This is a genomic window from Yersinia sp. 2553 StPb PI, from assembly GCF_052217105.1.
Taxonomy (GTDB): Bacteria; Pseudomonadota; Gammaproteobacteria; order Enterobacterales; family Enterobacteriaceae; genus Yersinia; species Yersinia enterocolitica_E.
This window is the reverse complement of the sequence record NZ_JAZGPX010000002.1, coordinates 1,214,094-1,237,412: the sequence shown is the minus strand read 5'-3', so window position 1 is coordinate 1,237,412 and position 23,319 is coordinate 1,214,094. Positions and strand designations below refer to the sequence as shown.

The window sequence follows — 23,319 nt, the reverse complement described above, 5'->3', positions numbered from 1 at the left end:
ATGACGAGTAGAAACAGAGGAATACTTACAGGGAGGATAAAATGGACAGCACTATTATTTCTGTTTTAACCATCAGTGGAGTGATAGCTTTAGGGGCTATGTCTCCAGGGCCGAGTTTCATCCTTGTTGCGCGAACGGCAATGTCATCCTCACTTAAAAATGGTTTAGCCGTTGCTTTAGGCATGGGCACCGGGTGTGCATTCTTTGCCTTGGTCGCTCTGCTTGGTTTGCAATCTTTGCTACTCACCGTACCTTGGCTATATATGTCACTTAAAATCGGCGGCGGTTTTTATCTCATTTATTTAGCCTTTAAAATGTTTTTCGCGCCTAAAAAAGCAATAAAATTTGAACCCGAGGTTGGCGGACAAACAAGTCTGTCTCGTTCGTTTTATATCGGGCTTATTACACAAATTAGTAATCCCAATACAGCATTGGTTTTTGGCGGCATATTTGCCGCAATCCTTACTCAGAATATCGTGGGCTGGATGTATATTGTGTTACCTGTTCTGGCATTCTTGATTGACCTCATTTGGTACGCAATCGTCGCTTGTGTCCTGTCAGCCCCGGTACCAAGAAACTATTATATGCGTTTCAAAATATATTTTGACCGTATTGGTGGTTTGGTCATGGCGCTGCTAGGCATCAAACTGATATTTCAGAAGTGACGGTACTCAACTATAAATTAACAGATTGTTTTTTAATGATATTACTTAACATGCAGATGATTAACCACAAGAACGCATAGCGGGAGAGTCGATTAAATTGATCTTCACATGATGGCAAAAAACACGATAATACCCGCAATAGCCCTCAATACGCCTACTGTGATTAATCTACGTATCCATTTAGCACCCTAGGTTAAAGAATAAATTGCTTCAACCACGAAGAGTATTATCGAAAATAAAAAAGAAAATAGGCTTACCAATAAATTAAATAAAGCTTCTGCTATCGCTACAACTAAAGAGTCCATTTTCATAAGAATAGTATCCATAAAATTCCTACGACTAACCACGGGATAATACAGATATTTTACTGAATCAGAATAGTGTACTGACATAATGTCACAAAAAAAGTCAATTTACTCCCCCCTTTCCAGGGACAATCCCGCCATAATGATAACCAAATATCAGAAGAGTCATGGTAGAGAGCGGGATGATATTACTATATGATTATGAATCAGTTTTGATTTATAATGATTTTAAGACTTTAAACTGTTGATTATAAAGAGGTATTATGAAGCGCTTACTCCATACCATGATCCGCGTTGGTGACCTGCAACGCTCTATCGATTTTTACACCAAGGTATTAGGGATGCGTTTACTGCGTACCAGCGAAAACACGGAGTATAAATACTCGCTGGCTTTCGTCGGTTATAGCGATGAAAGTGAAGGTTCAGTGATTGAGCTGACCTATAACTGGGACGTGAACAGTTACGACATGGGGACTGCATTTGGTCACCTGGCGCTGGGCGTGGATGATGTTGCCGCTACCTGCGATCAAATTCGTCAGGCGGGTGGGAATGTGACCCGTGAAGCCGGCCCGGTAAAAGGCGGTAATACTATTATTGCTTTTGTCGAAGATCCCGACGGTTACAAAATCGAGTTAATCGAGAATAAGAGCGCCGGACACGGCCTTGGCAACTGATTAGCGCAAAGGCACCTAAGGTGCCTTTTTTCTCATCGCGATATCCCCCTGCATCCCGCGCTAAAATTTGACATAATGCGCGCTGAATTCGATGAAGATAAGAAACTGATGGCAGATAAAAGTGATCTTAACGCCCTAAGTGGCCGTTTTCGTGGGTATTACCCCGTTGTAATTGATGTGGAAACCGCCGGTTTTAATGCGCAAACCGATGCATTATTAGAAATTGCTGCCGTAACCTTGCAGATGAACAAGGATGGTTGGTTATTACCCGATGAAACGCTGCATTTCCATGTAGAACCATTTGAGGGTGCCAATCTGCAACCAGAAGCACTGGCATTTAATGGCATTGACCCAACCAACCCTTTGCGTGGTGCTGTGAGTGAATACGATGCTTTGCACGCCATCTTTAAAGCCGTGCGTAAAGGGCTGAAAGATCAAGGTTGTAACCGAGCTATTATCGTGGCACACAACGCCAATTTTGATCACAGCTTCGTGATGGCTGCTGCTGAACGCGCCAGTTTGAAACGTAACCCGTTCCACCCATTTGCAACCTTTGATACTGCGGCGCTCAGTGGGCTGGTGCTGGGGCAAACTGTGCTGGCGAAAGCCTGCCTGACGGCAGGTATTCCGTTTGATAGTAGTCAGGCGCACTCCGCATTGTATGACACCATGCAAACGGCAAAATTATTCTGTGAACTGGTCAACCGCTGGAAAAAACTGGGTGGCTGGCCTATACCGGCGGGGGAATCCGAATAGCGCAGTGTTCACGAAATAAGATTGTTCATGAGAGAAGACGCAACAATTTTACGTTCAAAAAAGGTGGCCCAAAGGCCACCTTTTTATTTTTGTCACAGAAAACACACATGCCCTATTCTGCGGCAGGCTTTTCTTCTTGTGCACGGTATTTGTCAGCGGTTTCTTTCAACAACTGTTGTAGTTCGCCACGCTGATACATTTCCATCAAAATGTCGCAACCGCCGACCAATTCACCATCAACCCACAATTGTGGGAAGGTTGGCCAGTTAGCATATTTTGGCAGTTCCGCACGAATATCCGGGTTTTGCAGGATATCAACATAAGCAAAGCGTTCGCCACAGGCAGACAGCGCCTGCACAGCCTGAGCCGAGAAACCGCAGTTAGGTAACTTTGGTGAACCCTTCATATAAAGCATGATTGGGTTTTCTGCTATCTGGCGCTGGATTTTATCAATCGTCGTCATTTCTTGCTTCCTCAAGCCATATAGTGGCTACAATACTTAGAACCTATCCATTAGGGCTGTTTTATTATTGCGTCCGGCCTATTGTAGCGACTGTTACCACTGGAATAAAACGCCATCTTTTGCAGGGGCTTTACTCCGTGGACGAATGGTTATATTGTCAGCTACAAATATGTGCATTTAGAATAACATTTTTGATCCCATCACTTCACTATTATCTTCTTTATGGGATTCCCCCTGCGGCTTCAAGTAGGAAAGAGATAACTCGTTGACGTATGGTTGATTTAAGTCCATTAGACGTGTGAAAAAGCGACAATATCTAAGCCATTAATGTTTTCTCACAATATCGATTAAGATCCTGTCGCTCTCTGCTTTTTTATATCGTGAGTTTCGGCAATACTGTGACTCTTCATATTCATCTCAGGGCAAGGTTGGTAGCGTTATTATGCGTTTAATATTTACGCTGTTTGTGCTGCTGTTTACCCAGCTATTTTTAAATCTGGCGCATGCGTCGCCGCAGGCTCATGTGTCTGCTGAGCAGAAGAAAGGACAGGTCAGCCAGGCCAGCCCTGATGATCGTAAAAAACGTAAAGCAGATAAAAGTACCAAAAAAGTAAAAGTAGCCAGCAATAAAACCCCTACCAGCAAAGTGACTACCAATAAAACAGCAACCAGCAGCGATAAAAAGAAAATTGCCGCCGGCACGACTAAAACCATTAAAAAGAAAACGCAGGAAGTCAGTAAAATCGCTACAAAAAAAACCAGCAATACGAAAAAAACCAATATTAAAACTGCAGCCAATAAAAAAGTGACTGCAGGTAAAAAAACAGAAAGAGTCGCTTATGGCCGACACAGAAATAAAACCCAAGGCAAAGCGGCTACCGAATTAGTCGCCAATAGTAAAATCAAGCTCAGTCCAGCGCATAAAAAACGCTATCAACACGCCAAACAGACCGCGATGAGCAAACTGATGAAGCAAGTCGGTAAACCTTATCGTTGGGGTGGCACCTCTCCTAATACCGGATTTGATTGCAGCGGGCTTATCTATTACGCCTATAAAGACGTGATCAGAATAAAAATGCCGCGTACCGCGAACGAGATGTATCACTTGCGTGACGCCGCCCCCGTCAAACGTGCTGAGCTGGAGAGCGGGGATTTAGTGTTCTTCAATATTGCCAACCGTGGCGTCGCCGACCATGTAGGCGTCTATCTGGGTAACGGTAAGTTCATTCAGTCCCCACGCACTGGTGAAGAAATTCGTATCAGTATGCTGGACAATGACTACTGGCAGGATCATTACGTTGGCGCACGCCGTGTGGTCACACCGAAAACCATCCGCTAAGACTTCAGTTTGCGCCCGGTTGTCCTACCGGGTGCTGATGGCACAATAACGCCCCTGCACTTGTTATCCCCATGGCATAACGGTGATACAATCACCCATCAAACAGTATGGTTATATCTGTCATTCCTGTTGAAAGTTGTTAAGATTAATACCCACAACAAAAATACAACAATTAAGCTTTAACCGCTCTTCGCCACCTCACTGCCCGTGGCAATTGATGTGATTTGAGGAGCAAACACCCTGAGCAACCCCGAAAGGAGAGAGCGATGTCTTTTGAATTACCGGCATTACCCTATGCGCAAAATGCGCTAGAGCCCCACATCTCAGCTGAAACGCTGGAATACCACTACGGCAAGCATCACAACACCTATGTGGTTAATCTCAATAACTTGATTAAAGACACTGAGTTTGCGGGTAAGACGCTGGAAGAGATTGTAAAAACCGCTAATGGCGGGATCTTTAATAATGCGGCCCAAGTCTGGAACCACACCTTCTACTGGCACTGCCTGTCACCTAACGGCGGCGGCGAACCTACGGGCAAAGTTGCCGATGCCATTAATCAATCATTTGGTTCTTTTGCTGAATTTAAAGCACAATTTACTGATGCGGCAGTAAAAAACTTTGGTGCGGGCTGGACCTGGCTGGTTAAAAAAGCAGATGGCACACTGGCGATTGTCAGTACGTCTAATGCAGCAACTCCACTGACCACCAACGATAAACCAGTGTTAACCGTAGATGTGTGGGAACATGCTTACTATATTGATTACCGCAATGCGCGGCCAAAATACCTGGAAAACTTCTGGGCACTGGTTAACTGGTCTTTCGTTGAGAAAAATTTAGCCTGATACGGCAAGAAGAGTGACAACCCATCGTCGCATTACGCGTAAAAATAATTAAGGGCGGGATTAACCCGCCCTACTTATCACTTCACACCGGCAAGCGGTTTAATTAATTCATTACCGCCACGAAGCTAAAGACAATAATCATCGCCAGCGCACCAACAGTCGTAATCAGCGACATTTTCAGATTGGTATCCATAAAAACTCCTTAGCCGGTTAGTTTGTAGTAGGGAAAAGGCACATAGTTAGTGTGTTAAATTATTTTCCCACAGTTCAGAAAAAAAATCTTGTGCTCATTACGCACTTTATAACTTTGATTACCCCTTTCACTTTTCCTCCAGATCAGCCAAAATTCGCAGTTCATAACTGCATACCGACTAATAACGTCCAATAAATACTCTCAGACAATCAGCTGATTTAACTTCCCAGCCTAATATCGTGTTTTTGTCTGAGCGGTTTTCGGGTTATGCAGGCAAACGATTAACATAATACTTACCCTACTGTAACCGGTAAGCTTAGGAGTCATTCTTTTTATGGCAACGATTAAAGATGTGGCCAAACACGCGGGTGTGTCCACCACCACCGTTTCGCACGTTATCAACAAAACTCGTTTCGTCGCCGAGAATACCAAGGCTGCGGTGTGGGCTGCCATTAAAGAACTGCATTATTCACCCAGCGCTGTAGCCCGCAGTTTGAAAGTTAATCACACTAAATCAATTGGTTTACTGGCAACATCCAGCGAAGCGCCCTATTTTGCCGAAGTGATCGAAGCGGTCGAAAATAGTTGTTATAGCAAAGGTTATACCCTGATTTTATGTAATTCTCATAATAATCTGGACAAGCAAAAAGCTTATCTGGCGATGTTGGCACAAAAACGTGTCGATGGGTTGCTGGTGATGTGTTCAGAATATCCTGAGCAGCTACTCGGGATGTTGGAAGAATATCGCAATATCCCAATGGTCGTCATGGATTGGGGAACCGCACGGGGTGATTTTACTGACTCGATTATTGATAACGCTTTTGAAGGCGGCTATTTGGCGGGCCGTTACCTGATTGAGCGCGGTCATCGTGACATTGGGGCTATCCCCGGCCAGTTAGCCCGTAATACCGGTGGTGGCCGCCACCAGGGCTTCCTGAAAGCACTGGAAGAAGCAAATATTACCCTGCGTGATGAGTGGGTGGTCCAAGGGGATTTTGAACCGGAATCCGGTTATAAAGCGATGCATCAAATCCTGACACAAAAACATCGCCCAACGGCGGTGTTCTGTGGCGGCGATATTATGGCCATGGGCGCGATATGTGCTGCTGATGAGTTGGGCCTACGGGTACCACAAGATATTTCGGTGATCGGGTATGATAATGTGCGTAATGCGCGCTATTTCTCGCCGGCGCTAACCACTATTCACCAGCCCAAAGAGCGCTTGGGCGAAACGGCCTTTGCCATGTTACTTGACCGTATTGTCAGCAAACGTGAAGATTCGCAGACCATTGAGGTACACCCTAAACTGATTGAGCGCCGTTCTGTCGCTGATGGCCCGTTCCTCGATTATCGCCGTTAATCCTCTCCTGCCGGTAGTGTTTAGCTCTACCGGCGGCTAATCTTGCCTCATTAATCCTCAGTCATTGATTGATAACTCACTGTCATCTTTCAACCATTCGGTATTAAGTGTGACACTGTCACCTAGATATTCCAGCAGCCAGGCCAATGCTGGTGAATGGTTGTTCTGCTCCCAGGTCAAGCAACATGGACTATCGGGCAACGGTTCAGCCAGCGTCAGTGCCGCTAGCTTCCCTTGCTCAATCAACGGCGATACCATATGTGCCGGCACCATCCCGATGCACAATCCTGCACACAGGCAATCGATTCCCGTTGCCCAGTCCGGGGCGACCAATCGCTGCTGGTTTGCTAAAGTCCAGGTGTCACGTTTAGGTAAATTACGGGCGGTATCTTCCAGGCAAAGTGAGGGATAAGGCCGTAACTGATTATCGCTAAGTGGCTCGGTTAATTGGGCTAAAGGATGATCGACACTCACCACACAATGCCAGCTTAAAAAGCCCATATCGCGAAAGATGAACCGCCCACCGACCGGGATCGCGCGGGTCGCACCAATGGCCATTTCCGCCTGCCCATCCACCAGCGCATCCCACACACCGTTGAATACTTCATAGCGTACCCGCAGTTCAATATCAGGAAAATGTCGGTAAAAATCCAACACTAAACGGCGACTACGCTGTGGTTTAACAATTTTATCTATTACTATATTTAACTGCCCACGCCAACCATTCGCCACCTGTTGACACTGACGGCGTGTGTCATTCATTTTTTTGATAACATCTCGCGCATCTTTAATAAAAACCACGCCAGCTTCGGTTAATTCCACATCGCGATGACGTCGTTCAAACAACGGAACGGCCAACCACTCTTCCAACTGGCGCACCGTATAACTAATCGCAGACGGTACGCGGTGCAATTCTTGAGCAGCAGCACTGAAACTCCCAGTACGGGCTACTGCGTCCACCACATCCAGTGAATATTCAGACCACATAGTTTTTCACCTTTTTACATCACCAATTTGCTATCAAATTTTTTAATAGCATGGTGCAAATATTACCGTTTCACAACAGAATATCGCAGCGGATAGAATGCCCTCCGCAATTAATTTTCTATAACAGAAGTTTTGCCTGCAAAAATTATAATTTAGCCAACGTCATTGGAGCCGCTGCTAACACCTCTGCGGTTTCAAAGACCAAGGATATAAAGAGAAATAAAGAATGAAAACGTCGTCTGGTTTTATGTTCTATCTGGCCGGTCTGAGTATGTTGGGCTATTTGGCCACTGACATGTATCTACCCGCTTTTGGCGCAATGCAACAAGAGCTTCAAACGTCTGCCGGCGCCATCAGTGCCAGCTTAAGTATCTTCCTCGCCGGTTTTGCTATCGCTCAGCTTATCTGGGGACCCGTATCGGATAAGTTAGGCCGTAAACCGGTACTGTTAGCCGGTTTGGCGTTATTTGCCATCGGTTGTCTGGGGATTTTATGGGTTGAAAATGCGACACAATTATTGGTACTCCGCTTTATTCAGGCGGTAGGGGTGTGTTCTGCTGCTGTAAGTTGGCAGGCGTTAGTGGTAGACCGTTATCGCGATGGCAAGGCCAATCGCGTGTTTGCCACCATTATGCCGCTCGTAGCACTCTCTCCCGCGTTAGCTCCGCTACTGGGTGCCTGGTTATTAAACCACTTCAGTTGGCGTTCAATTTTTGTAGTGCTACTGGCCGTTACGTTGCTGCTATTGATCCCAACGGCGCGGTTGAACGAACGCAAAAAAACCGCACAAGATAATGCTGCACGCATTAGCACCAACATCAGTTTCTGGCAGTTGCTTAAGTCGGCAACATTTAGTGGCAACGTGATGATGTTTGCTGCCTGTAGTGCCGGTTTCTTTGCCTGGTTAACCGGTTCACCTTTTATTCTGGGTGATATGGGTTATAGCCCGAATGTCATCGGATTAAGTTATGTCCCCCAGACCCTGGCCTTCCTGTTAGGTGGATTTGGTTGTCGCAGTGCTCTTTCCCGAATCAAGGGTAATACCTTGCTGCCGTGGCTGTTGGCGGGATATGCAATCAGCATGATTGCACTTTATCTGATAGCAACGTTAACCACGCCGACGCTGCTGACCTTACTTATTCCATTCTGCATAATGGCGCTGGTGAATGGTGCCTGCTACCCTATTATCGTAGCGAATGCATTAATGCCTTTTCCAGCTAACACCGGTAAAGCAGCCGCGCTGCAAAATACGCTTCAGCTCGGGTTATGTTTTGTTGCCAGTATGTTGGTATCGGCCTATATCAGCCAGCCATTGCTGGCAACAGTGACCGTGATGCTGTCGACCGTGGTGCTGGCGTTTTTAGGATATGGCATTCATTGCTACGCATTGCGAAAAGAAAAAAATGATACTAATCCGATGCCCAACGTCATCGGTGTTACAGCAAAGCAACAAACGAATGAACCACGGTGAGCCTGGATAAGGAATGATTCGGGTCGGAAATCGATTTGAACGCTGCAAGCGGCAGCCTGATAGAGGCGAGACCCAAGGATGGGCTAAGTAACGAGAGCCGCTAACACAGCGGTAGCATCAAGGACGAAGTGAATTAATTTCCAATAGAAATAGTCACTAAGGAACACGTGAGCCGGGTGTGATTTATTATTGAGAAAGCCTCCCGGCAAGCCTATACTCGATTTAACCAATTACGATATCATTAAAAAAAAGCATTATCTTAAGTACTTTCTGTGCGCGTGGATTGCGTCACATTTACGCTTATGGATGAGTTACCCTAAATCAATCTTTATTAGGGTTTCTTCTTAATCTTCCTCTGTCCGTTATGGATATTAGACACCAAGGTCACAACAACCTTATTGGTATGAATCTGCATATATCGCGGGTCATAAGTCAGAAGAAAGTGATGGAGAAGCTATGAGTTCATCCTGTATAGAAGACCAGAGTATTCAAGAAACCCCTTGGTTTCGCATTGTACAAGAAATGCTGAATCGGGCTGATATTGAAATCAATGGCTCACGCCCTTTCGACATTCGAATCAATAACCCAGACTTTTTCAAACGAATACTTCAAGAAGGATCTTTGGCATTAGGTGAGAGTTATATGGACGGCTGGTGGGAATGTGACCGCTTGGATATCTTTTTCCAACGGGTTCTCAGGGCTGGCCTGGAAAATCAACTTCCACACCATCTCAAAGATACTTTACGCATTGCTGCTGCGCGTATTATTAATTTGCAATCAAAGAAAAGAGCCTGGATTGTTGGCAAAGAACATTACGATCTGGGTAATGATCTGTTTAGCCTAATGCTCGATTCGAATATGCAATACTCATGCGCTTACTGGAAAGATGCCACGACCCTTGAGCAAGCGCAGGAAAATAAACTGCGGATGATCTGCGAAAAACTTCAATTGGCTCCGGGCATGACATTGCTCGATATCGGTTGTGGCTGGGGAGGCCTCGCAGCCTATGCTGCCCGGCATTACGGCGTCGCCGTTTCCGGTGTGACCATTTCGGCTGAACAACAAAAACTGGCACAAAAACGCTGTGAAGGTTTAGACGTCACTATTTTATTGCAAGACTATCGTGATCTGAACGAACAGTTCGATCGTATCGTTTCTGTCGGTATGTTCGAGCATGTCGGGCCAAAGAACTATCACACCTATTTTGATGTGGTAAACCGCAATTTGAAGCCAGATGGCTTGTTCTTACTGCACACTATCGGTGCTAATCGTACCGATCTGAGTATCGATCCGTGGATTAATAAATATATCTTCCCTAATGGCTGCCTGCCGTCAGTAAAACATATTGCTAACGCCAGTGAGCCTTATTTTATTATGGAAGATTGGCACAATTTTGGCGCTGATTATGATCGCACCCTGATGGCGTGGTATGAACGTTTTCAAGCCGCGTGGCCGAGCCTGGCTGCGAATTACTCGTCGCGATTTGAGCGGATGTTTAGCTATTATCTCAATGCCTGTGCGGGTGCTTTCCGCGCCAGAGACATCCAACTGTGGCAAGTATTATTCAGCCCTAACGGGGTCGAGGGTGGGATTCGCGTGCCGCGTTAGTACTTAAAAGAGGACAGGTGGACTGCCTGTCCTATCCTATTTACGTTAAGCCCACATTTATCCGCGAGTGGCCTTATCAACTACCGGCGTAGCGAGTACAGTTTCCCGCTGAGCCAATACCCGCTCAACCGTGTCCACCACCGCCTGGGTTTGTGGATCGATCTCGATATTTACCCGATGTCCCAAACGCTTTTTACCTAATGTGGTCCGCGACAGTGTTTCTGGTATCAGATGTACACAGAAGCGGTTCCCCACAACCTCACCAATAGTTAGGCTGATACCATCAATACCGATAAAACCTTTGTGTAACACATACTTCATTAAATCAAAGCTGGGCATACGAAACCAGATCTGACGATTATTTTCTGATGTGTATATCTTGGCAATCTCAGCAGTACAAATAATATGGCCGGACATGAGATGCCCACCGATTTCATCGCTGAATTTAGCCGCACGTTCCAAATTAACGGTATCACCAACCTTAATATCGCCCAAATTGGTAATACGCAGTGTCTCCTTCATTAAATCAAAGCTAACCCGATTACCCTCAACGGCGGTGACTGTCAGGCAGCAACCATTGTGGGCAACAGAAGCGCCTAACGCTAATTCAGGCAACATCTCCGCTGGCATGTCTACTACATGGGTGCGGAAATTTGATTTTTCTTCGATGGCAACCACCGGCGCGGTGCCTTGAACAATACCGGTAAACATACGCCATGCCTCTTATCTATAGAAAGAAAGTTTCTTTGCCTTGATTTTGCCTCAGAAGATAAGGAAAACCAAACCACTTACACTAAAAAAACAGATAAGAGGTATTTAGCTGATAATTAGCAACAAAGATTGCTTAAGCGCGATGAGCAGGTACAATCCTTCATTGTTTTTCCGCTATTTTATTTATCGCCCATGGCGCGATAAATAGTCGTTATTGAAATCATAACTAGGTTATACCCAAGTTACTTCGAGATACAGGTAGGCGGCAACCGCGTGAACCTCCAGGAGCTTAGATAACTAAGTGTCTGGAGTGAGCAAGGGCAGCCAACACCCCTGTATATTGAAGGGCGACGGGTAGAGAAAGGTGCATACGTGCAGAAGTATATCGTCGAAGCGCGTAGCTTATTGGCTCTCGCTATTCCCGTTGTCATCGCGCAATTATCTCAAACCGCCATGGGCGTGGTTGACACCATTATGGCCGGTTCTGTCAGTGCTACTGATATGGCTGCCGTGGCGGTAGGTACTTCTATCTGGTTACCGGCTATTTTATTTGGCCATGGTTTGTTGTTGGCACTAACCCCGACAGTTGCACAGCTCAACGGTTCCGGGCGTCGCAATCAAATTGCCCATCAAGTCAGGCAAGGGTTTTGGCTGGCGTTTTGCGTTTCACTGCTAATTATGTTTGTTCTATATAATAGCGACCACGTTATTATGCAAATGCATAATATTGACCCCGTGCTAGCAGATAAAGCCGTGGGCTTCCTGCATGCCATTATGTGGGGTGCGCCGGGCTATCTCTTCTTCCAGGTGCTACGTAATCAATGTGAAGGATTATCCAAAACCAAGCCGGGGATGGTTATCGGCTTTATTGGTTTGCTCGTGAATATTCCGGTTAACTATATTTTCATCTACGGGAAATTCGGTGCTCCGGCATTGGGTGGCGTCGGGTGCGGGGTGGCAACAGGCACAGTCTACTGGGTGATGTTCCTGATGATGCGCTGGTATGTCACCCGCGCTCGTTCACAGCAAGATATCAAACTGGAGAAAGGGTTCGCCGCACCGGACTGGCAAGTAATGAAACGCTTGGGTGGCCTAGGCCTGCCGGTTGCTCTGGCACTCTTCTTTGAAGTGACGCTGTTCGCGGTTGTCGCCTTACTGGTTTCACCTCTGGGCATTGTCGCTGTTGCCGGGCACCAAATTGCGCTCAACTTTAGTTCATTAATGTTTATGTTACCGATGTCGCTGAGCGTAGCAGCCACCATTCGTGTTGGTTTCCGCCTCGGTCAAGGCTCGGTAGAACAAGCGAGAGTGGCCGCTTATACCAGTATTGCCGTGGGTTTAATGCTGGCCTGTGTCACTGCGGTATTTACCGTTATTTTCCGCGAGCACATTGCCTTGCTGTACAACAAAACACCGGCAGTGGTAATGATGGCCTCGCACTTGATGTTGCTGGCCGCTATTTACCAGCTATCGGATGCGATTCAAGTAATCGGTAGCGGTGTGCTACGTGGTTATAAGGATACACGTTCGATCTTCTTTATTACCTTTACTGCCTATTGGTTACTGGGGTTACCGAGTGGTTACGTGCTGGGGCTGACCGATTATATCGTGCCCGCCATGGGGCCAAGTGGTTTCTGGATTGGGTTCGTTATTGGCTTAACTTCTGCGGCGATTTTAATGGCACTGCGCATCCGCTGGTTACAAAAACAGCCAGCAGCATTTATCCTGCAAAAGGCGGCGCATTAGTACCGATAGTCTCTGGCGTGACAGCCAGAATTCATATTGGCAAGTCGCGACTGCGTAAAACACCGAGGTGGAGAAAAAAACAGCGCAATGGGCAAAAGCGCAGCAATTACGTGAGTTTGCGGTGAATATTGTGTTTTTCCCCTTGCCAGCAGACGGGCAGCTCGTTAATATTCGTCCCCGCTGTCAGCATTGATGGTGAGTAATAAAAGAGGATGCGTCCGTAGCTCAGTTGGTTAGAGCACCACCTTGACATGGTGGGGGTCGATGGTTCGAGTCCATTCGGACGCACCAAATTTATTGCAGGTAGATAGCGTTAAATATTTTGTTAGTTCAGTCGCTAAGGTAGTAGTCGTTGCAGTTGGTAACACTGTAGCGTCAAGTCAGTAGGGTAATGTGCGTCCGTAGCTCAGTTGGTTAGAGCACCACCTTGACATGGTGGGGGTCGATGGTTCGAGTCCATTCGGACGCACCACTCTGGCAACAGGTTTATCATCTTTAGATGCGTTCTTAGCTCAGTTGGTTAGAGCACCACCTTGACATGGTGGGGGTCGATGGTTCGAGTCCATTAGAACGCACCACTCTGCATTTGCGGTTTACTCTCTGTTTTCTTAATCTTCCCAATACTCTTTTACCCCCTATTCCCTGCAATATATAACCGAGATAAAGCAATAAATATCAACCAATCGCCCTGCCACCTCCTGCTTGTTTTTCAACCCTGGATTGGCTAAAAATGTTAAACATCACACCAGTTGCGCAACAAAATAAGAAATATTCGCAATACTTGCGCGACTAATTCCCCCTTTTTATAAAAAACGGCAATGAGTTTCTGTTTTCTATTTCATTTCCCGTTAGTTACCGCTTATAATACGAACCGTCGTTTCAGTTGAATGGTTTCAGCATCTTGATCTGCCGATACGCTAAAAAAATACAACTCACATTTACGCCATCGTATACCGATCATGCGGTTAGCCTCGTGCTAAAGTTTTCCGCTCAACTTCCGCAACTGTCATCTATCCTTAGTAATGTTTTGCTTCTTTGTAACGTTTCGCTACACCAGACACTAATCAGATCCCACTCCGTTGATCTCATTAACGGAACTTTCGTTTTTAATCCATCACAACTTGTAGAAAAATCCTCATGAACATGAACGACAAAAAGACTAAAATTGTTTGTACTATCGGTCCCAAAACCGAATCTGAAGAAATGCTGACAAAACTGCTTGATGCCGGCATGAACGTTATGCGTTTGAACTTTTCTCATGGTGACTATGAAGAACATGGTCAACGTATCAAGAATATTCGTACTGTCATGGCAAAAACCGGCCACAAAGCTGGCATCCTGCTGGACACCAAAGGCCCTGAAATCCGCACCATGAAACTGGAAGGCGGCAAAGATGCAGCCCTGGTTGCCGGTCAAACTTTCACCTTTACCACGGATCAAAGTGTTATCGGTAACGACAACATCGTTGCTGTGACTTATCCCGGTTTTGCTGCTGACCTGAAAATTGGTAATACCGTGCTGGTTGACGATGGTCTGATCGGCATGGAAGTGACTGAAGTCACTGAAAGTACCGTGGTATGTAAAGTACTGAACAACGGTGACCTGGGTGAAAACAAAGGCGTTAACCTGCCAGGAGTTTCTATCCAGCTACCTGCATTGGCTGAAAAAGATAAAGCTGACCTGATCTTTGGTTGTGAGCAAGGTGTGGACTTCGTTGCAGCCTCGTTTATCCGTAAACGTTCAGACGTGCTGGAAATTCGCGAACACCTGAAAGCGCACGGTGGCGAGCATATCCAAATCATCTCTAAAATCGAAAACCAGGAAGGTCTGAATAACTTCGACGAAATCCTGGAAGCATCTGACGGTATCATGGTTGCCCGTGGTGACCTGGGTGTTGAGATCCCGGTTGAAGAAGTTATCTTCGCGCAGAAGATGATGATTGAGAAATGTAACCGCGCTCGCAAAGTTGTTATCACTGCAACGCAAATGCTCGATTCAATGATCAAAAACCCACGCCCTACCCGTGCAGAAGCTGGCGACGTTGCTAACGCCATTCTGGATGGTACAGACGCCGTGATGCTGTCGGGTGAAAGCGCCAAGGGTAAGTACCCATTAGAGTCTGTCACCATCATGGCGACCATCTGTGAGCGTACAGACCGAATTATGCCTAGCCGCATTGATACGCTGAATGATAATCGTAAAATGCGTATCACCGAAGCCGTTTGCCGTGGCGCGGTAGAAACAGCAGAAAAGCTGGAAGCAAAACTGATTATCGTTGCCACTGGTGGCGGTAAATCAGCAAAATCAGTGCGTAAATACTTCCCTACCGCCACCATTCTGGCATTGACCACCAATGAAACCACCGCACGTCAGCTTATTCTGACTAAAGGCGTGGTGACTCAACTGGTCGATAAGATTGCTTCGACTGATGATTTCTACCGCATCGGTAAAGAAGCTGCTTTGGCCAGCGGTCTGGCACAGAAAGGCGAAGTTGTGGTTATGGTTTCTGGTGCTCTGGTAGCAAGTGGCACCACCAATACTGCTTCGGTGCACGTGTTATAATCCCAACACGTCCTCTCGGATGATAATTAAAAACGCCGCTTTCAATAGCGGCGTTTCCTTTTTTAAACCGTCCAAATAAACTTTCTGAAAAATCTGCTTTATCCCAACTGCGTTAAAGTCATTTTTTCAAATAAGACTTATCCCATAGAATCCGGCTGTTTTGCCTCGTTTTTTTAACTTTTTTTTAAAACAAGGTGCTTCTTTGAGCGAACGATCAAAATAAACCCCTCTAACACTAAAAATTTATTCTCTTTCGAAAAAACTTTGTGTAATACTTGTAACGCTACATGGAGATTAACTTAATCTAGAGGGTGTTAATAATGAATCGTACTAAACTTGTACTGGGCGCGGTAATCCTGGCTTCAACTATGCTGGCTGGTTGTTCAAGCAATGCTAAAATCGACCAACTGTCTTCTGACGTTCAAACTCTGAACGCTAAAGTTGACCAACTGAGCAACGACGTGAACGCAATCCGTTCTGACGTTCAAGCAGCTAAAGACGATGCAGCACGTGCTAACCAACGTCTGGACAACCAAGCTCACGCTTACAAGAAGTAATATTACTTCCTGAAAATGAAAAATGGCGCACATTGTGCGCCATTTTTTTACCCCGCTAAAATGAATCCCTGACGTTACCTTCCTTGATATCGACCTTCCTTTGCTACTGACTCACCATGTCATCCTGCGGTTACTGCTACACGCTTTGCCACGACGGATAAGTTGCCATGGCAAAGGTGCATCTAAAACTTAATTAGCGGCGGAGTAGACCGGACCTGGCTGAACCAGCTTAGGTGCGGCTTCATCAGCCGGTTGCTGCTCTTCTGTCTGCGGTTGTGCCTGTTGCTCGCCCTGAGGCGCTACAGCGGCCGGAGCCTCTACAGGGGCAGTCTCACCTACCGTTACGATGACGGGCATGCCAGCGCGGCGTACAATCGCATCCTGGACCACTTGAGCATCAGTCTGGCTGTCACTCATAAACTTCAGTAGGCTGCTGCTAATCGCAATTGGCATCGTTTGTGGGTCATCACTGTCTACACGGGACAACGGCTGATGAACTTCCACATAACGTTTACCATCAGGTTCTACGGAATATTTAACCGGTTCGTTGACTATCTGTACGCGAGTACCTTTAGGTACTGAGCTGAACAGTGCCTTGATATCATCAGGACGTAAACGGATACACCCGGAGCTGACACGCATACCGATACCAAAGTTGGCATTAGTACCGTGGATCAAGTACTCACCGCCGCCGGCTGACAGACGCATAGCAAACAGGCCCATTGGGTTTTCCGGCCCTGCTGGAACAACTGATGGCAAGGTAACGCCTTGTGCCAGGTAGTGCTTACGGATGTTCGCAGTCGGTGTCCAAGTCGGATTCGGGATCTTCTGGCTAACAGACGTCGTCATCGTCGGAGTATTACGCCCTAACTGGCCGATACCGATAGGATATACGATGACCTTGTTCTGGCCTTTAGGGTAGTAATAAAGACGCAGCTCAGCCAGGTTGATGACGATACCTTCACGTGGGGTATCAGGCAGCAACATCTGGGTCGGGATAGTTAATACTGAACCCGGTAACGGCAAATACGGGTCAGCACCTGGGTTGGCTTCGAGCATCCCCAGCAAACCGATTTTATAATCGGCAGCAATAGCCTCAAGCGGACGGCCATCGTTTGGAACGGTATAGGTAGTATTTTCACCAATCAGACGGCTATTGGCTGGCGGCAGAGGATACTCGGTCGCATTGGCAGCGGTGATACTTCCCGCCATACAAGTTGCGAATAACATACCAATCAAAGTTAATGCACGTTTCATGCTTAGTTCCTACATCACTTCTTCAAATTCGGTTTACACGGCTATACCCGATAGATTTCAAGTTGCAGGAAGGCGGCAAACAAATGAATCCCGCTGAGCTTACGCAAGTAAGTGATTCGGGGGGATGAGAGCAGCCAACACACCAGCAGTTTGAAAGATGACGGGTATATCTACGTTAATTCTAGCAGCCAATTATAAGGCCAACATATAGTAACAGCCATTATTATAAAGGCAATTTATATCTCTAGAAATCAAGGTGTTACAAAGTAATTTATTATGCTTTATCCAGCAAGAAAGCCGATTTAACCTGCTGAAATTCCACCATTTTAAGACTGTGACCCATGACGCAAAAATGGTCAACCGCCGAGGAATAAAGCACAAAATGTTGGCATGAATTAGTGAGTTTTTAAACTTGCCGCTTTAATACGAATAGCACGGATCATCGCTTCCAGACCTTGCGAACGCGATGGTGTCAGGTGCTGACTCAGGGCTAAGTCGGCAAAAAATGGCCGAACATCCAATTCGATTATCTGTTGTGGCGTTAAACCTTGATAAAGGATAAACACCACCGCGACCAACCCTTTAACGATAGCCGCATCACTGTCACCGGCAAAAACCACCTGGCCCTCATCAGAGGTTGTCATGGCAATCCACACTTGGCTTTGGCAACCGGAAATAAGATTCTCCGGCTGGCGCTGCTGTTCCGTTAACGCTGCCAACTGCCCACCCAACTCGATCACATACAGATACTTTTCTTCCCAATTCAAACAACGGGAAAAGTTACGAATCAATTTATCTTTATCTGGCAAAACAGCCATAGCGTGCTTCCTGATACCCTTTGTACTTGATGCCGCAGGAGATTAAGGCCCCACTGCCCCGCCAAATTACACGAACGCGTAAGCTCATTGGCATTAATGAGCTTCATCCTGCGGCATCAATAATGTGGTAGTAGTTGATTTTAGGTACGGCGCTTATTAATAGCACTCAACCTAGCAATTTTTCAATGCGCTGTAGCCCTGCCACCAAGCGATCTACTTCCTCACGGGTATTATAAAGTGCTAATGAGGCACGACACATACTCGGAACCTGGTAGAACGCCATCAGAGGCATGGCACAATGATGACCAGTACGAATCGCGATACCGTATTGGTCAAGGAAACTGCCAACATCATACGCGTGGTGCACCCCTAAATTAAACGCGATAACCCCGGCACGGGCTTGCGGGCCATAAAGTGTCAGGCTGTTTACCTGACCCAGTTGCTCCAAGGCATACTGCATCAGCGACTGCTCATAGTGCTGGATCTGCGCAAGTCCAACATCAGTAACATAACTGATTGCCGCACCCAGCCCCATAATGCCTGCGGTATTGGGTGAACCAGCCTCGAAACGCCATGGCGCATCAGCAAAAGTGGTACCTTGCGTCAGGCTAACGGTTTTGATCATCGAACCGCCCCCTTCCCATGGCGGCATGTGTTGTAGCAGTTCACTCTTGCCGTATAAAATACCAATGCCTGACGGCCCATAAAGTTTATGGCCGGAGAAGACATAAAAATCACAATCCAATACCTGCACATCTATCGATTGATGCATGATAGCCTGCGCACCATCCACCAGCACCACCAGACCAGCAGCTTTAGCCTGAGCAACAATCTGCTGTATGGGATTCACGGTCCCCAATACATTGGAAACCTGAGTAATCGCCAACAACCGGGTGGTATCATCAATCAAGCCCGCCAATGCCGCCAACTCAAGTTCCCCGGTCGCCGTCAGCGGCCAGATACGAATTTCAACACCCAAGTCAGTTGCTAACATCTGCCACGGCACAATATTGGCGTGATGCTCCATCTCAGTGATGATGATGCTGTCACCGGCGCTCAGGAAATGACGGCCATAACTGTTAGCCACCAGGTTGATGGCCTCGGTAGTCCCTTTAACGAAAACAATCTCTTCAGCCGAGGCGGCATTAATAAAACCCGCAACCTGGCTGCGCACCGCTTCCATCTGTTGGGTCGCTTCGCTACTTAGGGTATGGATACCACGATGGACTGCGGCATAACCCTCACGATAAAAGTTAAGCTCCCTGTCGATGACCACTTGTGGCTTCTGTGCGCTGGCGGCGCTGTCCAGATAGGCCAGCGGCTGGCCGTTAACCTGACGGCTCAGCAGTGGAAAGTCAGCTCTGACCTGTTCGATAGGGAAACTCATAGCGATTCTCCGGCTAAGCGCTCAGCAATCCGCGCCAGCACCACTTTGCGAATGGCATCGCTGTGAATGGCTTCCGTCAATTCGGCTGCAAAGGCAAAAATAATCATCTGTTGCGCATCAGCCTGATTAATCCCGCGCGATTGCAGATAAAAAAGCTGTTCCGCATCAATGCGCCCAACCGTCGCACCATGACTGCATTTCACATCATCAGCATAAATCTCTAACTGTGGCTTGGTATCAACTTCAGCCAATTTACTCAACAGTAAATTATTGTTGGTCATCTGGCCGTCAGTTTTTAATGCATGTTGAGCCACTTTAATCATGCCGTTAAAGATAGCTTTACCCCGTTCACGCACAATGGTTTTGTGTAACTGGCGGCTTTCACAATAACCTTTGTTGTGCTCCAGATAGCTGCGGGTATCGCAGATTTCGCGCCCTATCGGGAGCAGCAAGCTATTAATGGATAACGTAGCACCTTCGCCGTTCAGCTGGGCGCTGGTATTATGACGGGTCAACCCGGCACCCAGCAGGAAACTATAACTACGCGCCCGCGCATCACGACTTAATACCAGATCATTATGGGCAAAGTGATAGCTGTGAGGGGTTTCAAATGCCAACTTACAATGGCGTAGTTCAGCATTATCACCTACCTCAATGGTAAGCCGTGCGCCGGTAAAGTGAGGCTGCTCACTCAGACTGACGAAATGTTCAATCACTTCAGCCTGTGCATTAGCTTCAATCACCAGATGGTGTCGGTAGTGACTGGTATTCACAACGTCAGAATCATTACCTGAGCTGATATGCAGCAGATAGAGCGGCTTCTCACTGTGTTTCCCCACCGGCAATCGGATATGCAGACTTTCCTGCGCCAGACTTTCCGTCAGATGCAAAAACACCTCAGACTGGATCGCCGGAGGAAACTGCGTATTTCCACTCAGGTTGGTCAGTTGATAAGGGCCACACTCAATATCACTGAGTTCAGGTGCATATCGGCCATCAATAAAGACTAAACGATGAGCATCTTGCACCAACGACAGTTCATCGCGTTGGCTAGCCGTCACCTGCGCAGGGCTGGCGAAACTGAAATTATTGACCAGCAAACGTTCCAGTGGCGTGTATTTCCAGTCTTCATGTTTAAAGCTCGGGAAACCCAACTGTAACACCTGTTGCCAGTGCGCACTGGCCTGTGTTGAATGGCCATGCTGGCGCAGATTAAACAGTTGACCGAATTGTTTCAGTGCATCACTGCGCTGTTTTTGTTGCAGATGCTGCTGTTCCAGCATTTTACTGTTGGTCGGTAAGCCAGCCATAGCCTTGCTCCTCCAACTGTTTTACCAATGTGAAATCACCTGACTTAATGATCCGCCCCTGATACAGCACATGCACAAAGTCGGGTTTTACATAATCAAGGATACGCTGATAGTGAGTCACAATAATAAATGCACGGTTTTCGTTACGTAGCGAGTTAACCCCGTTAGCGACAATTTTCAGCGCATCAATATCCAGCCCAGAGTCGGTTTCATCCAGAATACATAACGAGGGTTCCAGTGCCGCCATTTGCAGAATATCGTTACGTTTCTTTTCGCCGCCGGAGAAGCCCACATTAACCGAACGGGTCAGCAAGTCAGCCGGCATTTTCAGTAACTCAATTTTTTCTTCAATGAAATCAGCGAAATCAAAACGGTCCAATGGCTCTTGCTGGCGATATTTACGCACCGCATTGACGGCAGTTTGCAAGAAGAAATGGTTACTGACACCCGGAATTTCCACTGGGTACTGAAAAGCCAAAAATACGCCTTCACCCGCGCGATCCTCTGGGTCCAACTCCAGCAGGTCTTTCCCTTTAAAGGTTATATGCCCCTCAGTCACCTCATACTCTTCACGCCCCGCCAACGCGGCAGATAATGTACTTTTCCCTGAGCCGTTTGGCCCCATGATGGCGTGCACTTCACCGGGTTTGATCTCCAGATCCAAACCTTTGAGGATTTCATTACCTTCAACACTGACTTTTAAATTCTTAATGCTTAACATAGGGTTCCTTGGTGCGCCAGAGCGCAAAACTCTGCGAATGCGTGTTTCAACTCACACTTAACCGACACTGTGTTCCAGACTGATGGCTAACAGTTTCTGTGCTTCGACGGCAAACTCCAGCGGCAGTTCGGAGAACACATCTTTACAGAATCCGTTAACAATCATTGAGATGGCATCATCTTCACTGATACCACGCTGCAAGCAATAAAACAGTTGGTCATCGCCAATTTTTGATGTTGTCGCTTCGTGTTCCAATTGGGCTGAGTTATTGCGCACTTCCACATACGGGAAGGTATGCGCACCGGAGTCCGGCCCAATCAACATCGAATCACATTGCGTGAAGTTACGTGCGTTATCCGCACCGGGCAGGATTTTCACCAAACCACGGTAGGTGTTCTGGCTATGCCCAGCAGAGATCCCTTTGGCAATAATTGTTGATTTGGTGTTTTTGCCAATATGAATCATCTTGGTACCGGTATCAGCTTGCTGGTGGCCATTCGTTAGTGCCACCGAGAAGAACTCACCGATTGAGTTATCACCCTGTAAAATAACGCTTGGATATTTCCAAGTAATAGCGGAGCCAGTCTCAGATTGAGTCCATGACATTTTTGAACCCGCACCTTCACACAACGCACGTTTGGTCACGAAGTTAAGAATACCGCCAGTGCTATCAGCACCGGCGAACCAGTTCTGCACCGTTGAATATTTCACTTCAGCATTTTTGTGCAAAATGACTTCAACGACCGCAGCGTGTAGCTGGTAGCTGTCTCGCACTGGCGCTGAGCACCCTTCGATATAGCTGACATAACTGTCTTCGTCAGCAATCAGAATGGTGCGTTCAAACTGCCCTGTTTTAGCCGCATTAATACGGAAATAGGTGGATAACTCCATCGGACAGCGCACACCTTTTGGCACATAAACAAAAGTGCCATCAGAAGCCACCGCCGCATTTAGCGCGGCAAAAAAGTTATCTTTAGCCGGTACCACCGACCCCAGATATTTACGTACCAAATCCGGGTATTCCTGAATAGCTTCGCTAAATGAGCAGAAAATAATCCCTTGTTCGGCTAATTTCCCACGGTAGGTGGTCGCAACCGAAACTGAGTCAAAAATAGCGTCTACTGCTACTTCGGCCCCTTCGCGCACCGGAACCCCTAGCTGAGCAAAGGCAGATTCAACCTCTGCGGTGAGGTACTCATTCATCGCCTGTTCAGACAGATCACGTGGTGACGCACTGTCCGCAGACGATTGCTGCACTGCACCGGGTTGCGAATCACAACTGTCATCACAACTGCCACAGGATGGCGCGGAGTAATAACTGTAGTCCTGATAATCCAGACTTTTATAATTGGCTTTCAGCCAGTGAGGCTCTTCCATTTCGAGCCAACTGCGATAAGCACCAAGACGAAACTCCAGCATCCATTCAGGCTCATTACGTTTCGCTGAAATGGCGCGAATGACATCTTCACTAAGGCCTTTCGCTAACTGATCAGTCGCAAGCTGGGTAAAAAAGCCTTCTTTGTAACGACCATCGCTGACCCAAGCCTGCACATCATCTGGAACCTCTACATTGCTTCGTGTCAT

Annotated in this window: 21 protein-coding genes and 3 tRNA genes; 14 read left to right on the top strand and 10 right to left on the bottom strand. The window is 46.9% G+C overall.

Features of this window, described 5'->3' with window-relative positions; genetic code table 11:
* The first annotated feature begins 41 nt into the window (after positions 1-41).
* The 3 genes from V2A84_RS06970 to rnt all read left to right on the top strand — a co-directional run bounded on the left by V2A84_RS06970 (position 42) and on the right by rnt (position 2,400).
* Positions 42-665, top strand: coding sequence for a LysE family translocator (locus V2A84_RS06970; RefSeq protein ID WP_083158739.1), 624 nt, complete (start codon positions 42-44; stop codon positions 663-665).
* Positions 666-1,233: 568 nt separating this feature from the next.
* A complete protein-coding gene (gene gloA, locus V2A84_RS06965) occupies positions 1,234-1,644 on the top strand; it encodes a lactoylglutathione lyase (protein WP_005184478.1) in 411 nt (136 codons plus the stop codon).
* 75 nt (positions 1,645-1,719) lie between these two features.
* Positions 1,720-2,400: a ribonuclease T gene (gene rnt / locus V2A84_RS06960; protein ID WP_193784653.1), complete on the top strand. Its 681-nt coding sequence runs from the start codon at positions 1,720-1,722 to the stop codon at positions 2,398-2,400.
* Positions 2,401-2,512: 112 nt separating this feature from the next.
* Here the strand turns inward: rnt and V2A84_RS06955 are convergent, their stop codons facing one another.
* Entirely contained in the window at positions 2,513-2,863 is a 351-nt protein-coding gene (locus V2A84_RS06955; protein ID WP_442848667.1) for a Grx4 family monothiol glutaredoxin, read from the bottom strand.
* 442 nt (positions 2,864-3,305) lie between these two features.
* Between V2A84_RS06955 and V2A84_RS06950 the strand changes: the two genes are divergently transcribed.
* Positions 3,306-4,202 (top strand): C40 family peptidase, encoded by an 897-nt coding sequence (locus tag V2A84_RS06950; protein ID WP_083158737.1) that lies wholly within the window; start codon positions 3,306-3,308, stop codon positions 4,200-4,202.
* Positions 4,203-4,468: 266 nt separating this feature from the next.
* On the top strand, positions 4,469-5,047 hold the full coding sequence (sodB, locus tag V2A84_RS06945; RefSeq protein ID WP_083158736.1) for a superoxide dismutase [Fe]: 579 nt from the start codon (positions 4,469-4,471) through the stop codon (positions 5,045-5,047).
* A gap of 103 nt (positions 5,048-5,150) precedes the next feature.
* Here sodB and cydH read toward each other — a convergent pair whose 3' ends face one another.
* On the bottom strand, positions 5,151-5,240 hold the full coding sequence (gene cydH / locus V2A84_RS06940) for a cytochrome bd-I oxidase subunit CydH (RefSeq protein WP_019079325.1): 90 nt from the start codon (positions 5,238-5,240) through the stop codon (positions 5,151-5,153).
* Between the two features lie 334 nt (positions 5,241-5,574).
* Here cydH and purR point away from each other — a divergent pair, with 334 nt between their 5' ends.
* Positions 5,575-6,600, top strand: coding sequence for an HTH-type transcriptional repressor PurR (purR, locus tag V2A84_RS06935; protein WP_083158735.1), 1,026 nt, complete (start codon positions 5,575-5,577; stop codon positions 6,598-6,600).
* A gap of 57 nt (positions 6,601-6,657) precedes the next feature.
* On the opposite strand, the gene punR is transcribed toward purR, so the two are convergent.
* Positions 6,658-7,587, bottom strand: coding sequence for a DNA-binding transcriptional activator PunR (gene punR / locus V2A84_RS06930; protein WP_083158734.1), 930 nt, complete (start codon positions 7,585-7,587; stop codon positions 6,658-6,660).
* Positions 7,588-7,813: 226 nt separating this feature from the next.
* Here punR and punC point away from each other — a divergent pair, with 226 nt between their 5' ends.
* Both punC and cfa read left to right on the top strand, forming a co-directional pair.
* The gene (punC, locus tag V2A84_RS06925; RefSeq protein WP_083158733.1) at positions 7,814-9,058 is read left to right on the top strand and encodes a purine nucleoside transporter PunC; all 1,245 of its coding nucleotides are present in this window, start codon (positions 7,814-7,816) and stop codon (positions 9,056-9,058) included.
* A gap of 456 nt (positions 9,059-9,514) precedes the next feature.
* On the top strand, positions 9,515-10,666 hold the full coding sequence (cfa, locus tag V2A84_RS06920; protein WP_083158732.1) for a cyclopropane fatty acyl phospholipid synthase: 1,152 nt from the start codon (positions 9,515-9,517) through the stop codon (positions 10,664-10,666).
* Between the two features lie 57 nt (positions 10,667-10,723).
* Here cfa and V2A84_RS06915 read toward each other — a convergent pair whose 3' ends face one another.
* Entirely contained in the window at positions 10,724-11,377 is a 654-nt protein-coding gene (locus V2A84_RS06915; RefSeq protein WP_083158731.1) for a riboflavin synthase subunit alpha, read from the bottom strand.
* A 372-nt stretch (positions 11,378-11,749) separates the two neighbouring features.
* Here V2A84_RS06915 and V2A84_RS06910 point away from each other — a divergent pair, with 372 nt between their 5' ends.
* The 6 genes from V2A84_RS06910 (at position 11,750) to V2A84_RS06885 (ending at position 16,242) form a co-directional block, all read left to right on the top strand.
* Entirely contained in the window at positions 11,750-13,123 is a 1,374-nt protein-coding gene (locus tag V2A84_RS06910) for an MATE family efflux transporter (RefSeq protein WP_083158730.1), read from the top strand.
* A 214-nt stretch (positions 13,124-13,337) separates the two neighbouring features.
* Positions 13,338-13,414, top strand: a tRNA-Val gene (locus V2A84_RS06905).
* 104 nt (positions 13,415-13,518) lie between these two features.
* Positions 13,519-13,595: transfer RNA gene (locus tag V2A84_RS06900), tRNA-Val, on the top strand.
* Between the two features lie 29 nt (positions 13,596-13,624).
* A tRNA-Val gene (locus tag V2A84_RS06895) sits at positions 13,625-13,701 on the top strand.
* Between the two features lie 565 nt (positions 13,702-14,266).
* Entirely contained in the window at positions 14,267-15,685 is a 1,419-nt protein-coding gene (pykF, locus tag V2A84_RS06890) for a pyruvate kinase PykF (RefSeq protein WP_083163609.1), read from the top strand.
* Positions 15,686-16,005: 320 nt separating this feature from the next.
* The gene (locus V2A84_RS06885; protein ID WP_005165631.1) at positions 16,006-16,242 is read left to right on the top strand and encodes a major outer membrane lipoprotein; all 237 of its coding nucleotides are present in this window, start codon (positions 16,006-16,008) and stop codon (positions 16,240-16,242) included.
* Positions 16,243-16,431: 189 nt separating this feature from the next.
* Here the strand turns inward: V2A84_RS06885 and V2A84_RS06880 are convergent, their stop codons facing one another.
* From V2A84_RS06880 to sufB, 6 genes are all read right to left on the bottom strand, one after another.
* Positions 16,432-17,499, bottom strand: a complete 1,068-nt coding sequence (locus V2A84_RS06880; protein ID WP_083158729.1) for a L,D-transpeptidase family protein — start codon at positions 17,497-17,499, stop codon at positions 16,432-16,434.
* A 395-nt stretch (positions 17,500-17,894) separates the two neighbouring features.
* A complete protein-coding gene (gene sufE, locus V2A84_RS06875; RefSeq protein ID WP_083158728.1) occupies positions 17,895-18,317 on the bottom strand; it encodes a cysteine desulfuration protein SufE in 423 nt (140 codons plus the stop codon).
* Positions 18,318-18,483: 166 nt separating this feature from the next.
* The gene (gene sufS, locus V2A84_RS06870) at positions 18,484-19,704 is read right to left on the bottom strand and encodes a cysteine desulfurase SufS (RefSeq protein ID WP_442848666.1); all 1,221 of its coding nucleotides are present in this window, start codon (positions 19,702-19,704) and stop codon (positions 18,484-18,486) included.
* Positions 19,701-21,014 carry a Fe-S cluster assembly protein SufD gene (sufD, locus tag V2A84_RS06865; protein WP_083158726.1) on the bottom strand — a complete coding sequence of 438 codons (1,314 nt, stop codon included), beginning with the start codon at positions 21,012-21,014 and terminating at the stop codon, positions 19,701-19,703. The genes sufS and sufD overlap by 4 nt, the downstream gene beginning before the upstream one ends.
* Positions 20,989-21,735 carry a Fe-S cluster assembly ATPase SufC gene (gene sufC / locus V2A84_RS06860; RefSeq protein WP_083158725.1) on the bottom strand — a complete coding sequence of 249 codons (747 nt, stop codon included), beginning with the start codon at positions 21,733-21,735 and terminating at the stop codon, positions 20,989-20,991. The genes sufD and sufC overlap by 26 nt, the downstream gene beginning before the upstream one ends.
* A gap of 57 nt (positions 21,736-21,792) precedes the next feature.
* Complete coding sequence (sufB, locus tag V2A84_RS06855; RefSeq protein ID WP_083158724.1) at positions 21,793-23,319, bottom strand: Fe-S cluster assembly protein SufB; 1,527 nt, start codon at positions 23,317-23,319, stop codon at positions 21,793-21,795.

Excerpts from the sequence above, each read along its gene's own strand:
- cydH (WP_019079325.1), bottom strand. The coding sequence starts at position 5,240 with ATGGATACCAATCTGAAAATGTCGCTGATTACGACTGTTGGTGCGCTG.
- pykF (WP_083163609.1), top strand. The coding sequence starts at position 14,267 with ATGAACGACAAAAAGACTAAAATTGTTTGTACTATCGGTCCCAAAACC.
- V2A84_RS06880 (WP_083158729.1), bottom strand. The coding sequence starts at position 17,499 with ATGAAACGTGCATTAACTTTGATTGGTATGTTATTCGCAACTTGTATG.
- rnt (WP_193784653.1), top strand. The coding sequence starts at position 1,720 with ATGCGCGCTGAATTCGATGAAGATAAGAAACTGATGGCAGATAAAAGT.
- V2A84_RS06970 (WP_083158739.1), top strand. The coding sequence starts at position 42 with ATGGACAGCACTATTATTTCTGTTTTAACCATCAGTGGAGTGATAGCT.
- purR (WP_083158735.1), top strand. The coding sequence starts at position 5,575 with ATGGCAACGATTAAAGATGTGGCCAAACACGCGGGTGTGTCCACCACC.
- V2A84_RS06915 (WP_083158731.1), bottom strand. The coding sequence starts at position 11,377 with ATGTTTACCGGTATTGTTCAAGGCACCGCGCCGGTGGTTGCCATCGAA.
- V2A84_RS06885 (WP_005165631.1), top strand. The coding sequence starts at position 16,006 with ATGAATCGTACTAAACTTGTACTGGGCGCGGTAATCCTGGCTTCAACT.
- punR (WP_083158734.1), bottom strand. The coding sequence starts at position 7,587 with ATGTGGTCTGAATATTCACTGGATGTGGTGGACGCAGTAGCCCGTACT.
- V2A84_RS06955 (WP_442848667.1), bottom strand. The coding sequence starts at position 2,863 with ATGACGACGATTGATAAAATCCAGCGCCAGATAGCAGAAAACCCAATC.
- sodB (WP_083158736.1), top strand. The coding sequence starts at position 4,469 with ATGTCTTTTGAATTACCGGCATTACCCTATGCGCAAAATGCGCTAGAG.
- punC (WP_083158733.1), top strand. The coding sequence starts at position 7,814 with ATGAAAACGTCGTCTGGTTTTATGTTCTATCTGGCCGGTCTGAGTATG.
- sufC (WP_083158725.1), bottom strand. The coding sequence starts at position 21,735 with ATGTTAAGCATTAAGAATTTAAAAGTCAGTGTTGAAGGTAATGAAATC.
- sufE (WP_083158728.1), bottom strand. The coding sequence starts at position 18,317 with ATGGCTGTTTTGCCAGATAAAGATAAATTGATTCGTAACTTTTCCCGT.
- sufS (WP_442848666.1), bottom strand. The coding sequence starts at position 19,704 with ATGAGTTTCCCTATCGAACAGGTCAGAGCTGACTTTCCACTGCTGAGC.
- sufD (WP_083158726.1), bottom strand. The coding sequence starts at position 21,014 with ATGGCTGGCTTACCGACCAACAGTAAAATGCTGGAACAGCAGCATCTG.
- sufB (WP_083158724.1), bottom strand. The coding sequence starts at position 23,319 with ATGACACGAAGCAATGTAGAGGTTCCAGATGATGTGCAGGCTTGGGTC.
- V2A84_RS06950 (WP_083158737.1), top strand. The coding sequence starts at position 3,306 with ATGCGTTTAATATTTACGCTGTTTGTGCTGCTGTTTACCCAGCTATTT.
- cfa (WP_083158732.1), top strand. The coding sequence starts at position 9,515 with ATGAGTTCATCCTGTATAGAAGACCAGAGTATTCAAGAAACCCCTTGG.
- gloA (WP_005184478.1), top strand. The coding sequence starts at position 1,234 with ATGAAGCGCTTACTCCATACCATGATCCGCGTTGGTGACCTGCAACGC.